The following is a 14,469-nucleotide window of genomic DNA, read 5'->3' on the forward strand; positions in this document are numbered from 1 at the left end:
GGCGAGCGGCACGCTGATGCCGGAGGGCGACACCGTCTACCGCACGGCACGACTGCTGAACGACGCCCTCGCCGGCCGCATCCTGACCGAGACCGATTTCCGGGTGCCGGCTTTCGCCACGGTCGACCTCGCCGGGCAGCCCGTCGACGAGGTGCTGAGCCGGGGCAAGCATCTGCTCGCGCGGATCGGGGAGCACACTGTGCACAGTCACCTCAAAATGGAGGGGAGCTGGGAGCTGTACACCCCGGGCGGCCCGTGGCGGCATCCGGCCTTCCAGGCCCGAGCGGTGCTGCGAACCGCCCAGACGGTGGCCGTCGGGTTTCAGCTGGGTGTGCTGGAGGTGCTCCCCCGCGACCGCGAGCAGGATGCGGTCGGCCATCTCGGCCCCGACCTTCTCGGCCCCGACTGGGATGCGGACGAGGCCGTGCGCCGGCTCGCCGCCCATCCCGCGCAGCCGATCGCCGCAGCCCTGCTCGACCAGCGCAACCTGGCCGGGATCGGCAACGAGTACGTGAACGAGATCTGCTTCCTGCGCGGGATGCCGCCCACCCGCCCCGTCGCCGAAACGGACCTGCCCGCGACCGTGTCGCTCGCGCGCCGGCTGCTTCTCGCGAACCGCGATCGGCCCCGCCGGGTGACGACGGGCGACACCAGGCGTGGCCGAACGAGCTGGGTCCATGGCCGCCAGGGCGAGCCGTGCCGGCGGTGCGGAACGCTCATCGAGCGCAGCACGCTCAGCCGGGTGAGCTACAGCTGCCCGGTCTGTCAGCGCTGAGGCGGGGAACCGGTCAGCGGCGCCGTATCCATGTAGCGCACTTCGTAGCTGCGCGCCGCGAACCGCCACCCCTGCTCCGTGCGCTCGTACCGGTCGTGGTAGATCGCGTGGTTCGAGTGCGAACCGCCGTCGCGCAGCCGCCCGAACTCGGCGATGTACACGCGCCCCCGCGCGGTGTCCCCGCTCAGCTCGATCACCCCCGGATGCGCGGTCTGCACGAAGAACTCCCACGATTCCTTCAACCGTTCGATCCCGGCGCGGATCTGCTCACGGCCGACGAACTCGACGCCGATGCCCGGGATGCGCCAGATGCCGCGCGCCGTGAACTGCGAGGCGAAGCCGTCGAAATCGCCCTGCATCCCGGCGTCGGTGAACTCCGCTTGCAAGGCCAGGAGTTCGACGTGGTCCGCGAGCGTCTGCAGGTTGCTCACCGCAGCACCGTCACGACGAAGGTGGCTATGGCGAGCGCCAGGAACAGTACCGGGCTCGGAAGGCTGCGGAACGCCCCCGACCTCAGATGCACCACGACGGCGCCGATGAAGAACACGACGAGGCCGCCGGCCGCCGCGACACCGATGAACGGCACACCGAGCAGCCCGAGCAGCAGCCCGACGGCCCCGGCCGCCTGCAGCGCGGCGAGCAGGGGGATGCGGGCCGGGTCGAGGTCGACATCGCCCAGGTTGGCGACGACGAACTTCGCTCGGGCGAAGGTGGCGATGGCGGTCGCGCCGTTCGCCACGATGCAGAGAATCGTGAGAAGGAGGAACATGGTGCTCGCTTTCGTCGTGGGGCCGATACGCCCCTGCATCTCCGACGACAGAGCCCGGCCGAATGTGAGGTCGGCCGGCTGTGAGGTCGGCCGGCTGTGAGGTCGGCCGGCTGTGAGGTCGGCCGGCGCTGAGGTCGGTCGCGACGGCGCGCACCTCACACGCCGGCACCGTGCTTCGTCATCCTCGACGAGAGCACCCGTTCGAAAGGAGCGCCGCCGATGACCGATGTGACGACCGATCGCCGACTGCTGATGAACGTCGCCTACCGCCTGCTCGGCTCGGTGACCGAATCGGAGGACGCCGTTCAGGAGGCGTACGCTCGCTGGTTCGCCCAGCCCGCCGCCGCCCGCGAGGCGATCGAGTCGCCGCCCGGCTGGCTCGTCACGGTGACGACGAGGATCTGCCTGGACGTGCTCGGCTCGGCTCGGGCACGGCGGGAGCGCTACGTCGGCGAGTGGCTGCCGGAACCGGTCCCATCCGCCGCGCAGTGGACGAGCCAGTCCGACCCGCTCCGGTCGGGCGATCCCGCCGACCGGGTCACGCTCGACGAATCGCTCAGCATGGCCATGCTGGTGGTTCTGGAGGCGATGACTCCGGCGGAACGCGTGGCGTTCATCCTGCACGACGTCTTCCGCTACACATTCGCCGAAGTCGGCGAGATCGTCGGCCGGTCACCGGCGGCCTGCCGCCAATTGGCTTCCTCGGCGAGACGCCGGGTTCGGGAATCCGACCGGGGCGTGGTGTCGCCGTCGGACCAGGCCCGTGTGGTGGCCGAGTTCAAGCAAGCCCTCGACTCGGGCGACCTGACAGCCCTGCTGCGCATCCTCGATCCGGACGCGACGGCTGTGCCCGACGGCGGGGGCCACGTGCAGGCGGCCATCGAACCGCTGCACGGAGCGGAGACGATCGCCCGGTACCTTCTCGGCTTCGGCCGCATACGGCCCGACCTGCGCTTCGAGCTCGCCACCGTGAACGGCCGCACCGGACTGGTGATCCGGGATGCGGCCGGCGCGGCCCTCGCAGTGGCTGCGGTCGGGATCGTCCACGGTCGCATCGACCGGCTCTGGGTCATCCGCAACCCCGGCAAGCTCGAGGGCTGGTCCTGACGAACCGCCGCGCTCCCGACCGGCCGAAATGGCGTGCGGAAGCGCGGCGGCGAGCGTTGGCGCGGGATGCGTCAGACCGCGCCGGATGCGTCAGACCGCGTCAGACCGCGTCAGGCCGCGCCGGATGCGTCAGGCCGCGTCTTCGGCGGCGTCCTCGGACTGGGCGGCACGCACGGTCTCGAGGGCGGCCGACCACGATTCGACCTGGTCGAAGAGCGGGGTGAGCGCGGCCTCCTGCTGCGGGGTGGCCTTGAGCGCCCAGTTCTCGAAGTCGTGCGCGAGGCTGAGGCCGACCTGCGCGGTGACGGTGGCGACCTGGAGGGTCGAGAGCACCAGCCGCAGGTTCTCGACGGCGCGAGCGCCGCCGAAGACGCCGTAGCTCACGAATCCGGCGGCCTTGTTGTTCCACTCGGCGCCGACATAGTCGATGGCGTTCTTGAGCACGCCGGATGTGGAGTGGTTGTACTCGGGCGTGACGAAGATGTAGCCGTCGAACTCGTCGACCTTGGCAGCCCAGGCCTTCGTGTGGTCGTTGGCGTACTGTCCCATGCCGGCGGGCAGGGCCTCGTCGAGGTGCGGAAGCGCCCAGTCTTTGAGGTCGACGAGCTCGTACTGAACGCCCTCGCGCTGGGCGGCGTGCTCGAACACCCAGCGGGCCACGGCTTCGCCGTTGCGGCCCGGGCGGGTGCTGCCGATGATGATCGCGATCTTCGTCATGTCTGATCCTTCGTGTTTCGGTGACGTGTCATCATTCACGAACCGTGGATGCGCGCCCGGCATTCCCGCGACAGCCGAACTCAGGGCTTGCGCCCCACCGCGAACAGACGCCGGAACGGATAGACGGTGCCGTGGGGGCCGGCCGGGTACGCCCCCCGCAGCCGGGGAGCGAGATCCGCTTCGAAGGCGGCGGCATCGTGACCCAGCACGGTGAGCACCGGACGAAGCGAGGTGCCGCGCATCCAGTCGAGCACCGGGTCCGCACCCGGAAGCACCTGCAGATACGTTGTCTCCCAGGCTTCAGCACTGAAACCGGCATCGAGCAGCAGAGCGAGGTAGTCGGCCGGCTCGCCGACCGCATCCTCGTGCCGCAGCACGCCGGCCAGGCGAGAGCTCCAGCGCGGTTCGGCAGCCGTCTCCCTCAGGAGCCGATGCGAGTCGGCGCCGAAATTGCCGGGAACCTGCACGGCGAACCAGGCGCCGGCGGCCAGCGCATCCAGCCAGACAGGCAGCAGCTCGCGATGGTTCGGAACCCACTGCAGGGCGGCGTTGGTGACCACGACGTCGTCCGCCGGCCCGGGCATCCACTCGGCGATGTCGAGGAGTTCGAAGTGGAGCGTCGCCGGCGCCTGTGGAAGACCGCGGGCCTTCTCGAGCATGTCCGGCGACGAATCCAGCCCAACCACCTCGCTGCCCGGCCAGCGTTCTGCGAGGGCGGCGGTGAGCGACCCCGGCCCGCAACCCAGGTCGACCACGCGGCGCGGCGCCTCCGCCCGGATGCGGGAGACGAGGTCGAAGAACGGCAGCGACCGCTCCCTGTCGAACCGGTCGTAGGCTGTCGGATTCCAGCGGATGGCGGGCATGGGTGCCTCCTCGAACGTGATCTCTTCCGACCCTACGCGGCGGTAGGCTCGACCGGCAGCGGGAGGAGCGCACAGGGTGACCGAAGAACAGGACGGCCGAAGGCGGCACCGGCCGGGCGACACCGATCTGCCGGACTCTGCGACCGACGAGCAGCGCCGCGAGGCGGGCGACCGTCTGCGCGAGCGCATCTACGCCACCTTCACTGCTCTCGCCGTGCTGATGGCGCTCTCCGGTCATGCCCCCGAACCGGCTGCGCTCGACGTGCTCTGGACGCTCGTCATCTCGGTCGCGGGCGTGCTGCTCGCCGGGCTCGCCTCCGACCTGGTGTCGCACATGATCGTGCACAACACCTTTCCGCGGGCCCGCGAGCTGCGGCACATGCTCGCCGTCGCCTCCCGCGCCCTGTCGGTTCTGGTGGTTCCCGCGATCATGCTGGCTCTGGCGTCGTTCGATGTGATCGGGGTGCACGCGGCCATGACGGTCTCGGTCGTCGCGCTGATCGTGTCGCTCGCCGTGATCGCGCAGATCGCGGTGAGGCGAACCGGACTCGGCCACGCGAAACGACTCCTCGTCCTCGCCGGCATCGTGGCGCTCGGGATCGCGGTGGTCGCCCTCGAACAGCTCGCGCATTGACGCTTCGACGGGCGCCGAGGGCGCCGTGGGAGGATGACGTATGCCCAGCGCGCGCACCGCACCCGACCCGCGAAAGCTGACGTCCGAGGAAGAGGAGCTCTTCAACGCCTTCTATGTGATGCGCCGCGGCTTCGATCGGGCTCTCGATCTGCAGCTGCAGCGCGACCACGGCATCTCGATCTCGGAGCTCGAAGTCCTGATGGCGCTCGTGCGCTCCCCCGGGCGGCGGCTGCGCGTGCGTGAGCTGGTGACGAGCACGGGGTGGGAGAAAAGCCGTCTCTCCCACCAGGTGACCCGGATGGTCGCCCGCGGATTCGTGGAACGGCAGGACTGCGCGGAAGACAGGCGGGCCAGCTACATCCATCTGACAGGAGAGGGTCGGCGAATCGTGGTGCGCGCGCTCCCCGAGCACACGGCCACCATCCGGCGCACGCTGTTCGACCCGCTTAGCGCCGAACAGCAGCGGGAGTTCCTCGAGATCGCACGCCGGATGAACGCCGCCATCGCCGACGAGACCTCCGACGCACGCACACCATCCCACTGACGCGCACCCTCCCACTGACGCGCACCCTCCCGCTGACGCGCGCCCTCGCACCGATGCGCACCCTCGCACTGACGCGCACCCTTCCACGCCCGATGCCCGGTTCGCGTCACGACGAGCCCTGTCGTCAGGCCTCCCGCGCGTCGCCCACCTTCAGCGGCCTCACTGTTCTCAGGAGAAATGGCCACCCGTCGACCGCTGAGACCTGAAAACAGGTCCCGGCGGCGAACCCGACCCGGGGACTCCTGAAAACAGGAGCAGCGGAACCGCGGGCTCGGGCGCACGGGAGGGACGTACTAGTTGATGCAGACCTGGGCGCTGTAGTTCTTCGCGGGCGAGCTCGGGGTCGCGGCAGAACCGGAGCCCGAACCCGAGCTGGAACCACCCGATGCCGCACCGGGAGCGCTGGGCATGATCCCGTCGTCGCCGAGGATCACGGTCACGCCCGCGACCGAGGAGGTCTCCTGCACGGCGGCACCCGGCAGCAGGGCGGCGACGGCCTTGGCCTGCGACTCCTGCCCGCTCGGGTACTGCACGATCGTCGTCGCGCTGGTGTTCGCATCTCCGGGCGTGCCGGTCTTGAACCCGGCCGCCGCGAACGCCTGGGTCGCCGTGGTGGCGGCACCGTTACTGCTGCCACCGTTGAGCACAGTGACGGTCACATCAGCGGGCTTCGCGGCTGTCGCCTTCTCATACGGGCCCGGGTTGCCGATCACGCTCTGGATGAAAGCGGGCATGGCGGCGGTGTCGACCTGCACGATCGAGACATCGGTGCCATCGACGGTGATCGTCGGGGTGCCCGAGATCGGGATGGTGGCCGATTGGATCTTGCCGCCCGTGAGCCCCTGCATCTGTGCGGCCAGGGAGAGGAAATTGAGACCCGGATCGGTTTCGAGCGAGCCGCTGATCGCATCCAGCACCTTGGAGAGCTTGCCCGGATTGAGCAGCGTTCCGGCGGAGAGGAACTTGTGCGCCTCCACCGAGAGGAAGTATTGCTGACGCACGACGCGGTCGAGGTCGCCGCCCGGCAGACCGTGCCGCTGCCGCACGAACGCGAGAGCCTGATGCGCATCGAGCGTCGAGACGCCGGCCGGGAAGTCCGCCTGCGAGTATGGGTCGTTGACAGCCTGGTTGAGGCAGACCTGGATCGGGCCGAGCGCCTGCGCGATATCGTAGAAGCCGAGCAGTGAGACGCGCACATAGTGGTCCATCGTGAGACCGGTGAGGTTCTGCACGGTCTGGATCAGCAATTTGGCGCCGGCGGTGTCGCTGCCGCTGTCGCCGCGCCCGAGCTGGAAAGCCGCGTTCAGCTTGTTCATCCCGTGGCCCGGAACGTCGACCCACGAGTCGCGCGGCAGCGAGATGAGGGTCGCCGACTTCCCGTCGGCGGGCAGGTGCAGGATCATCATCGTGTCGGTGTTGGTTCCGCCGCCGTCGGAGGTGGTGCCGAGCTGGTCGAGTTCCGCCTGCGAGGCGTTGTCCGGGCGGTGGTCGTCGCCGACGAGCAGGATGTTCTGGGCCGCGCCGTCGAGGTCGTTCTTCGGCTTGTTCTCGTTCGAGATCACGTCCACGTGTTTGACGCCGTTGACGAACCGGATGTAGCTGTACGCCGCGTAACCTCCGACCACGACGAGGATGACCGCCAGCCCGAAAGCGGTCCAGCCGACGATGCGCTTGGTGCGGCTGCGGCGCTTGCGCGGCGTGCCCGCCCGCCCGGAGCGCCCGCGGCCGGGACCGTCACCGCCGTCACCGCCGTTGCCTCCACCGCCGCTTCCGCCGCCGTTGCCTCCACCGCCGCTTCCACCGTTGCCGCCACGGCCGTTGTCACCGAAGAGGTCGCCGACGTCGCCGTAGCCGCTTCCCGAGCCGGCAACCGGCGTGACCGGGCGGGCCGCAGGACGTCCGCCGGCCGGGCGGGTGGCGCGAACGGGACGCCGCGGATCGGGCGCGACCGGACGCCCGAAGACCTCGGTGGCCGGCTCGCGGTCGTCACGGGGCTCATCGGGCAGGGGGAAGGTCGGGCGTCGCACACGGAAACGTTATGCGTGCATCCCTGCGAAAGGCCTGCCCGAAACGGGGTTTCCCGACGAATCGTCAGCGGGCTCTCAGTCGAAGAGTCGACGGAACACATTCGTGTCTGCGAGATCGATCAATTCGTCTCCCCGCCCCGACATGATCGTCCGCAGCGCATAGAGCGTGAAGCCTTTCACCTGCTCCGCGGTGATCGCAGGCGGGATCGAGAGTTCCTGGCGCGCGGTCACCACATCCACCAGGGCAGGACCGTCATGCTCGAACGCGGCGCGGAGCGCATCTTCCAGGTCGTCCGGTTTCTCCACGCGCCGGCCGAAGAGGCCGATGGCGGTCGCGACATCCGCGAAGTTCGGATTGTCGAGACCGGTGCCGAAGTTCACGAAACCGGCCGCCTTCATCTCCACCTCCACGAAGTTCAGCGAGGAGTTGTTGAACACGACGATCTTCACCGGAAGCTTGTTCTGGCGCAGCGTCAGCAGCTCGCCGAGCAGCATCGCCAGGCCGCCGTCGCCCGCGAGCGCGACGACCTGCCGGTCGGGGAAGGCCGATTGTGCGCCGATCGCGTGCGGCACCGCGTTGGCCATCGTCCCGTGCGAGAACGAGCCGATGAGCCTCCGCCGCCCGTTGAGGTGCAGGTAGCGGGAGGCCCACACCACGGGCGAACCGACATCCGGGATGAACACCGCATCGTCGGTCGCGAGCTCGCCGATCAGTCGGGCCACGTACTGGGGGTGGATGGGCGTGCGGTTGCGGTCGTTGACCGCCAGGTCGTCGAGGCTCTTCCTGGCTTTCGCGTAGTGCGCCGTCGATGCGTCGAGGTGTTTGGTGTCGGAGTGCTCCTGCAGCAGCGGGAGCAGCGCATCCACAGTGTCCTTCACGCTCCCGACGAGGCCGAGATCGACGGGCGTGCGGCGACCCAGCTGCTCGCCGCGGATGTCGACCTGGATGATCTTCGCCTTCGACGGGTAGAACTGCTGGTAGGGGAAGTCGGTGCCGAGCAGCAGCAGCACATCGCAGCTCTCGCCCGATACCCGGAGGAGAAACCGAGCAGGCCGGTCATCCCCACGTCGTAGGGGTTGTCGTATTCGAGGAACTCCTTGCCCCGCAACGCGTGCACCACCGGCGCCTTCAGCTTGTCGGCGATCGCGAGCACCTGATCGTGGGCTCCCTCGGTGCCGGCCCCGCCGAGGATGGTGACCTTGCGCGCCGAGTCGAGCAGTTCTGCTGCTGCGCGCAGTTCCGAGTCGGCCGGCCGGGTCACGCGCGGCGAGAAGGTGATCGGCGCCGATTTGCGCCGCCCGACGCTGGCCTTCAGGAACACCTCGCCCGGGATGACCACCACGGCCACCCCACGCCGCTCGATCGCCGTGCGCATCGCGATCTCGAGCACTCGCGGCAGTTGCTCGGGCACGCTCACCAGCTCGGTGTAGACGCTGCACTCGCGGAACACGTCTTGCGGGTGCGTCTCCTGAAAATAGGTGCTGCCGATCTCGGGACCGGGGATCTGCGCCGCGATCGCCAGCACGGGAACCCGGCTGCGGTTCGCGTCATACAGCCCGTTGATCAGGTGCAGATTGCCCGGGCCGCAGCTTCCGGCGCAGGCCGCCAGCTCCCCGGTGAGGGCGGCCTCCGCGGCGGCGGCGAACGCGGCGGCCTCCTCGTGGCGCACATGCTGCCAGGCCACGGTGCCGGCGCGGCGCAGCGCATCCGTGAACCCGTTGAGCGAGTCGCCCGGCAGGCCGTAGACCCGCTGCACCCCCGCATCCCTGATGATCTCGACAATGGTGTCGGCGACGGTCGGCATGGTGGTCCCTCCGTGAGCGTGGATCGAACGCTCCGACCATACGCCCACGCGGTGAACGCGCCCGCGACCGGCCGCGCCCGGGCCGGCCACCAGGCTCGCGTCGGCTCGAGAGGTTCCTGCGGACCGCGGAAGATCCGCGCGCCGACCACGATCGCTGCCGGGTCGAACAGGCCGATGAGGATCGAGACGGGCACACGAACGCGCCGCATTCTCTGCGAAACTCCACGGGGACGACGGCGCGGAAGGTCAGCCCTTGGCCGCGGCGAGCGCCTTCTCGATCACGTCGAGCACTCCGATGCCGTCCGAGTACGATCCCGGCAGGAAGTCGGTGGTCGGCACGACGCGGTCGGCGGTGGCGGCCTTGAGCTGTTTGAAGGATTGCAGGGCGAACAGCTTGTCGATGTTGTTCGCCGGAGTGCCGTCGTTGTTCGTGTAGTAGATGAGGAAGTCGGCGTCGGCCAGAAGGTCGGTCTGCTCATAGGAGACCGAGTTGTTGTCGTCCCCCTTCACGGCGGTGGACGCGCTGCCGAACGTGGCTCCGAGGCTCTTCAGGATGGAGCCGACCGGGGATCCGTCGCCGTAGATCCAGTAGTTGCCGTCGTCGAAGCCGCCCTGGATGACGTCCCAGCTGTATTTGGCGAGTTCGGGCGCGTACTCCTTCTTGATGGAGGCGATCTTCTCGTCGTAGCCGGCTTTCAGTGTGTTGAGGGCGGCCGGCTCGTTGACGAATTTTGCGGTGGCGGTGGCGTACTCCGACCACCCGGTGCCGAACGGGGCGAAGGCGGTGGGGGCGATGGCTTTCAGCTTCGGGTAGAGCTTGGCGAGGTACGGCACGTCGACGCCCACGATGAGGTCGGGCTTGAGGGCGGCGATCTGCTCCAGGTTCAGGTCGGCACCGTTGGAGATCTTGGGCGCCTTCTTCCACCGGTCGAGGTAGCGGGAGGGCACATACTGCTCGCCGCTGTCTTCGACCGCGACCGGTGTCAGCCCGAGGTCGTAGAGCGACTCGGTCGTCCAGGAGTGCACAGAGACGACGCGTTGCGGGTGCACCGGGACGCTGATCTCGCCGTTGGCGGTCTTGACCGTGTGACTCGCGGCGTGGGCGGTCGAACCTGATGCGCCGGAGGAGCAGGCGGCGACACCGGCGATGAGACCGAGGGCGATGGTGGCCGCGACGACCAGGTGGCCGGCACGGGAGAAACGGGAACGGGTCATGGGGGGTGCCTTCTTTGTCGAGAGTCAGGATGGGGAGGGTCGGGCTGTGAGAGTCGGGTGGGGACCCCCTGTCACCGCGAGACGAGCTCGGGGTCGAAGGCGTGCCCCGGCGCACCGAGCGGCACGACGAGGGGTGTTCCGGCGATCGGGTCGGCGAGCACGTGCGCGGGGAGCCCGAACACGTCGCGCACCAGGCCGGGGGTCACCACATCGGCAGGGGTGCCTTCGGCCACGATGCGCCCGTCAGACATGGCGATGATGTGACTGGCATACCGGCTGGCGTGGTTGAGGTCGTGCAGTACGGCGACGAGCGTGCGGCCGCGCTCGAGGTTGAGCCGGCGCAGCAACTCCAGCAGTTCGATCTGGTGCGCGATGTCGAGGAAGGTGGTCGGCTCGTCGAGCAGCAGCAGCTCGGTCTCCTGCGCGAGCGCCATCGCCACCCAGACGCGCTGCCGCTGGCCGCCGGAGAGTTCGTCGACGAGGCGACCGGAGAGGTCGGCGACCCCCGTGGCCTCCAGAGCCTCCGCAACCGCGCGTTCGTCATCGGGCGACCACTGCCGCAGCATCCCCTGGTGGGGATGCCGACCCCGTGACACCAGGTCGGCCACCGTGATCCCATCGGGGGCGATCGAGGTCTGTGGCAGCAGGCCGAGGATGCGCGCCACCTCTTTGGTCTTGAAGTCGCGGATGTTGCGGCCGTCGAGCACCACGCGGCCTTCGTTCGGCGGGAGCAGCCGGGAGAGCCCGCGCAGCAGCGTGGATTTGCCGCAGGCGTTCGGCCCGACGATCACGGTGAACGAGCCGTCAGGGATGGCGACGCTGAGATTCTGGGCGATCACCCGTTTGTCGTAGGCGAGGGTGGCGTCCTCGGCCGCCAGGCGGGGGTCGTTCATCGGTTTCGGGCCTCTCTGATCAGCAGCCACACGAAGTAGGCGCCCCCGAGCACCACGGTCACGACACCGACGGGCAGCTCGGTGCCGCCGAGGGCGTGCTGCGCCACCCAGTCGGAGGCGAGCAGCAGCACGCAGCCGGTGGCGGCTGAGGCGGCGAGGGAGATGCCGGCGGCCCCGGCCAGGCGCCGGCCGATCTGCGGCGCGGCGAGCGCGACGAAGGCGATCGGCCCGGCGAGCGCCGTCACGGTCGCCGACAGGGCCACACCGACCACGACGAGGGCGAGCCTGCTGCGTTCGGCGTTCACCCCGAGCTGGCGGGCGGCGTCATCGCCCAGTTCGAGCATCCGGAGGGGCCGTGCGAGCAGGGCGACAGCAGGGAAGAGGATGAGCATCACGAGGGCGGCGGGAACGAGCTGCTCGTAGCCGACGCCGTTGAGGGAGCCGGCGCCCCAGTACGAGGCACTGATCGCATCCTGCAGGTCGGCCCGCAGCAGGAGCCAGGTGTTGAGGGAGCCGAGCATCGCGGTGACGCCGATGCCGACGATGATCAGCCGGAAGCCGTGCACACCGCGCCGCCAGGCCAGCACATAGACGACGGCGGCCGTCGCGAGCCCGCCGGCCAACGCCCCACCGGTGACGGCGAAAACGCCGCCGTGCAGCAGGAGCATCACCACGAGCGCGCCTGTGTATGCGCCGGCATCGAAGCCGATGATGTCGGGGCTGCCGAGCGGGTTGCGGGTGAGCGATTGGAAGATGCCTCCGGAGAGGCCGAGGGCGAGCCCGAACAGCGCGGTCAGCAGCACTCGAGGAAGCCGCCAGTCGAGCACGACGGTGGCCTCGATCCCGCTCGAACGGCCGAGCAGTGCGTCGACCACCTGCGGGATGCTCAGCTGGTACGAGCCGGTCGCCAGAGAGACGAGGGCGATCGCGATCGCCACCGTCGCGGCGATGCCGCACAGCCAGAGGAGGCGTCGCGGGATGCGGAGCGATGTGCGCCCGGCGCGCACGACCGCCTGCCGCTCGCCGAAGTCGACGCTCACAGTGTGCTCGCCCGGGTGCGACGGGCCATCCAGATGAGCACCGGCGCTCCCACGAAGGCGGTGACGATGCCGACCGGCAGCTCCGACGGCCGCAGCACGATCCGTCCGATCACGTCGGCGCCGAGCAGCAGGGTAGGCGCGAGGGTCACGCTGAGTGCGAGGATCCAGCGCTGATCGGGGCCGACGATCCAGCGCGCGACGTGCGGAACCATCAGCCCGACGAACCCGATCGGACCGGCGGCCGCGGTCGCCGCACCGACGAGGAGCGTGACACTGACGACGACGAGCACCCGGGTGAGCATCACCCTGCCGCCGAGCGACGCAGCCAGGTCTTCGCCGAGGCTGAGGGCGTTGAGCTCGCGGGAGACGGCGAACGCCAGCACCAGCCCGACGATCACGAAGGGCGCGATCGTCGCCGAGACGTCGAGCGGCCGTCCCGAGATCGACCCCGCGTTCCAGCCACGCATGCTGTCGAACGCCTTCGGATTGAGCAGCGTGATGCCGGATGCGATGCCGGAGAGTACGGCGCCGATTCCGACACCCGCCAGGGTGAGCCGGATGGGGGTTCCCCCGGAGCGCCCGCCCGAACCGACGAAGTACACGGCGACCGACACGATGATCGCGCCACCGAAGGCGAACCAGAGGTACTGGTTGATGCTGGTGAGCCCGAAGAAGGCGACCGCGATCACCACGAAAAGAGAGGCTCCGGCGTTCACCCCGAGGATTCCGGGGTCGGCCAACGGGTTGCGGGTGAGCGCCTGGATGAGCGCACCGGCGACCCCCAAGGCGAGCCCCGCCACGATGCCGAGCACGGTACGCGGAACGCGCAGGTCGCGGATCACGAGGACCTCGTCGGTGGTCGACGGACGCAGCAGGGCGTCGATCACCGCTCCGGGCGCGATGTCTTTCGAGCCGATCCCGATGCTCGCAACGATCACGGCGAGCAGCAGGAGCGCCGATCCGACCCACCACAGGGTGCGCAGAACGGTGGTGCGGCTGAGACCGCGCGTGCCGCCGGCGGCGACCGCTGTCATCCCCGGGCCTGCAGGGTCTGCAGCGCCTTTTCGAAGTCGGCGAGCAGGGCGTCGGCCATCGTGTAGCTCGCGCTGAAGAAGTAGTCGGAGGTCTCAACGTTTCCGGCGACGGCGGCCTTGCTCTTGGCGAAGACCGCGTTGGAGGTGATCGGGGCGATCGACGCCTTATCCGTTCCCTGCACGAACAGCACATCGGTGCCGCCGATGACGTCGTAGCGCTCCGGCGAGTATTCGACGTAGCCGTCCTTCTGTGTGGCGCTCGCACCGAACCTGGCCCCGGCCGCTGCGAGCACTCTGCCGTGCGATGAGTCCGGGCTGTAGAGGTACCAAGCGGTCTCGTCGCCGCTGATCATGTCGATGGTGTGCGTGGCGAGCACGTCGGCGTAGGTGGTGCTGATGGTCTTCGCGCGGGCCTCGAAGGCGCTCTTCAGTTTGTCGAGCTGGGGTGTGCGCCCCACCGCGGTCGCGGTGCTCGCCGCCTCCGACGTCCAGTTCGAGGCCGCGGGCTTCCACTCGAAGATCGCCGTCGGGGCGATCGCGGCGAGCTTGGCGTATGCCGCCTTGTCGGTCTTGTCGGCGAAGTCGTCGCCGATGATGAGGTCGGGTTTCAGGGATGCGATCTTCTCGAGGTCGGGTTTGCCGTTGCTGTCTTCGACCACCGGGATGTCGGCGAACGCCTTGTCGTAGGCGGGCAGCGGCGGAATGTACGCCGTGCGCCCGACCGGCAGGATGCCCAGGTCGGCGAGCGCCGTGGCCTCCGGGTAGCCGATCGCGACGATGCGTTTCGGCGACGCCGGCACCGTGACCTTGCCGTACAGGGTCTCGACGGTCGGACCGTTCGCGGCGGGTGTCTCGGCGGAGGTCGTGGTCGCGCATCCGGTGAGGGTGAGTGCCAGCACCGCCGCGGCGGCGACCGCAGCTCCCGCCCGGCGCCGCAGACGGCTCTCACGGGTCGGGCCGGTCGGGCGAGTCGGGCCGGTCGGGCGGGCGGCGGGCAGGGCGGGGCGAAAGACGTCGCGCATGGGGGAACCTCGTACGGGGTGTGG

At 69.5% G+C, this 14,469-nt stretch carries 14 protein-coding genes and 1 pseudogene; 4 read left to right on the forward strand and 11 right to left on the reverse strand.

Annotated elements, in window-relative coordinates; genetic code table 11:
- Positions 1-16: 16 nt before the first annotated feature.
- Positions 17-775: a DNA-formamidopyrimidine glycosylase family protein gene (locus tag K5L49_RS08540; RefSeq protein WP_223691931.1), complete on the forward strand. Its 759-nt coding sequence runs from the start codon at positions 17-19 to the stop codon at positions 773-775.
- Here the strand turns inward: K5L49_RS08540 and K5L49_RS08545 are convergent.
- Together K5L49_RS08545 and K5L49_RS08550 are read right to left on the reverse strand one after the other, a co-directional pair.
- Positions 766-1,206 (reverse strand): nuclear transport factor 2 family protein, encoded by a 441-nt coding sequence (locus K5L49_RS08545; protein WP_223691933.1) that lies wholly within the window; start codon positions 1,204-1,206, stop codon positions 766-768. The genes K5L49_RS08540 and K5L49_RS08545 overlap by 10 nt on opposite strands.
- Positions 1,203-1,544, reverse strand: coding sequence for a DoxX family protein (locus K5L49_RS08550; protein ID WP_223691935.1), 342 nt, complete (start codon positions 1,542-1,544; stop codon positions 1,203-1,205). The genes K5L49_RS08545 and K5L49_RS08550 overlap by 4 nt, the downstream gene beginning before the upstream one ends.
- Before the next feature lie 219 nt (positions 1,545-1,763).
- Between K5L49_RS08550 and sigJ the strand changes: the two genes are divergently transcribed.
- A complete protein-coding gene (gene sigJ / locus K5L49_RS08555; protein ID WP_223691936.1) occupies positions 1,764-2,651 on the forward strand; it encodes an RNA polymerase sigma factor SigJ in 888 nt (295 codons plus the stop codon).
- A 129-nt stretch (positions 2,652-2,780) separates the two neighbouring features.
- Here the strand turns inward: sigJ and K5L49_RS08560 are convergent, their stop codons facing one another.
- Together K5L49_RS08560 and K5L49_RS08565 are read right to left on the reverse strand one after the other, a co-directional pair.
- On the reverse strand, positions 2,781-3,368 hold the full coding sequence (locus tag K5L49_RS08560) for an NADPH-dependent FMN reductase (RefSeq protein ID WP_223691937.1): 588 nt from the start codon (positions 3,366-3,368) through the stop codon (positions 2,781-2,783).
- Positions 3,369-3,448: 80 nt separating this feature from the next.
- The gene (locus K5L49_RS08565; RefSeq protein ID WP_263298839.1) at positions 3,449-4,231 is read right to left on the reverse strand and encodes a trans-aconitate 2-methyltransferase; all 783 of its coding nucleotides are present in this window, start codon (positions 4,229-4,231) and stop codon (positions 3,449-3,451) included.
- 76 nt (positions 4,232-4,307) lie between these two features.
- Between K5L49_RS08565 and K5L49_RS08570 the strand changes: the two genes are divergently transcribed.
- Positions 4,308-4,865, forward strand: coding sequence for a hypothetical protein (locus K5L49_RS08570; RefSeq protein WP_223691938.1), 558 nt, complete (start codon positions 4,308-4,310; stop codon positions 4,863-4,865).
- 40 nt (positions 4,866-4,905) lie between these two features.
- Positions 4,906-5,409 (forward strand): MarR family winged helix-turn-helix transcriptional regulator, encoded by a 504-nt coding sequence (locus K5L49_RS08575; RefSeq protein ID WP_223691939.1) that lies wholly within the window; start codon positions 4,906-4,908, stop codon positions 5,407-5,409.
- A gap of 293 nt (positions 5,410-5,702) precedes the next feature.
- Here K5L49_RS08575 and K5L49_RS08580 read toward each other — a convergent pair whose 3' ends face one another.
- The 7 genes and pseudogenes from K5L49_RS08580 to K5L49_RS08610 all read right to left on the reverse strand — a co-directional run bounded on the left by K5L49_RS08580 (position 5,703) and on the right by K5L49_RS08610 (position 14,445).
- Positions 5,703-7,436 (reverse strand): LCP family protein, encoded by a 1,734-nt coding sequence (locus tag K5L49_RS08580; protein WP_223691940.1) that lies wholly within the window; start codon positions 7,434-7,436, stop codon positions 5,703-5,705.
- A gap of 75 nt (positions 7,437-7,511) precedes the next feature.
- Positions 7,512-9,241: pseudogene (gene poxB, locus K5L49_RS08585) on the reverse strand (ubiquinone-dependent pyruvate dehydrogenase).
- A gap of 246 nt (positions 9,242-9,487) precedes the next feature.
- Positions 9,488-10,456 carry an ABC transporter substrate-binding protein gene (locus K5L49_RS08590; RefSeq protein WP_223691941.1) on the reverse strand — a complete coding sequence of 323 codons (969 nt, stop codon included), beginning with the start codon at positions 10,454-10,456 and terminating at the stop codon, positions 9,488-9,490.
- Positions 10,457-10,527: 71 nt separating this feature from the next.
- The gene (locus tag K5L49_RS08595; protein ID WP_223691943.1) at positions 10,528-11,349 is read right to left on the reverse strand and encodes an ABC transporter ATP-binding protein; all 822 of its coding nucleotides are present in this window, start codon (positions 11,347-11,349) and stop codon (positions 10,528-10,530) included.
- Positions 11,346-12,389 (reverse strand): FecCD family ABC transporter permease, encoded by a 1,044-nt coding sequence (locus K5L49_RS08600; protein ID WP_223691945.1) that lies wholly within the window; start codon positions 12,387-12,389, stop codon positions 11,346-11,348. The genes K5L49_RS08595 and K5L49_RS08600 overlap by 4 nt, the downstream gene beginning before the upstream one ends.
- The gene (locus tag K5L49_RS08605; protein WP_223691947.1) at positions 12,386-13,423 is read right to left on the reverse strand and encodes an iron chelate uptake ABC transporter family permease subunit; all 1,038 of its coding nucleotides are present in this window, start codon (positions 13,421-13,423) and stop codon (positions 12,386-12,388) included. Before K5L49_RS08605 ends, K5L49_RS08600 begins: the two co-directional genes overlap by 4 nt.
- On the reverse strand, positions 13,420-14,445 hold the full coding sequence (locus K5L49_RS08610) for an ABC transporter substrate-binding protein (RefSeq protein ID WP_223691948.1): 1,026 nt from the start codon (positions 14,443-14,445) through the stop codon (positions 13,420-13,422). Before K5L49_RS08610 ends, K5L49_RS08605 begins: the two co-directional genes overlap by 4 nt.
- Positions 14,446-14,469 lie beyond the last annotated feature (24 nt).

Origin of the sequence: Leifsonia poae, assembly GCF_020009625.1 — a bacterium.
Lineage (GTDB): Bacteria > Actinomycetota > Actinomycetes > Actinomycetales > Microbacteriaceae > Leifsonia > Leifsonia poae_A.

Coding starts and splice junctions, on each gene's coding strand:
- K5L49_RS08610 (WP_223691948.1), bottom strand. CDS start 14,445: ATGCGCGACGTCTTTCGCCCCGCCCTGCCCGCCGCCCGCCCGACCGGC.
- K5L49_RS08565 (WP_263298839.1), bottom strand. CDS start 4,231: ATGCCCGCCATCCGCTGGAATCCGACAGCCTACGACCGGTTCGACAGG.
- sigJ (WP_223691936.1), top strand. CDS start 1,764: ATGACCGATGTGACGACCGATCGCCGACTGCTGATGAACGTCGCCTAC.
- K5L49_RS08575 (WP_223691939.1), top strand. CDS start 4,906: ATGCCCAGCGCGCGCACCGCACCCGACCCGCGAAAGCTGACGTCCGAG.
- K5L49_RS08540 (WP_223691931.1), top strand. CDS start 17: ATGCCGGAGGGCGACACCGTCTACCGCACGGCACGACTGCTGAACGAC.
- K5L49_RS08560 (WP_223691937.1), bottom strand. CDS start 3,368: ATGACGAAGATCGCGATCATCATCGGCAGCACCCGCCCGGGCCGCAAC.
- K5L49_RS08605 (WP_223691947.1), bottom strand. CDS start 13,423: ATGACAGCGGTCGCCGCCGGCGGCACGCGCGGTCTCAGCCGCACCACC.
- K5L49_RS08590 (WP_223691941.1), bottom strand. CDS start 10,456: ATGACCCGTTCCCGTTTCTCCCGTGCCGGCCACCTGGTCGTCGCGGCC.
- K5L49_RS08595 (WP_223691943.1), bottom strand. CDS start 11,349: ATGAACGACCCCCGCCTGGCGGCCGAGGACGCCACCCTCGCCTACGAC.
- K5L49_RS08550 (WP_223691935.1), bottom strand. CDS start 1,544: ATGTTCCTCCTTCTCACGATTCTCTGCATCGTGGCGAACGGCGCGACC.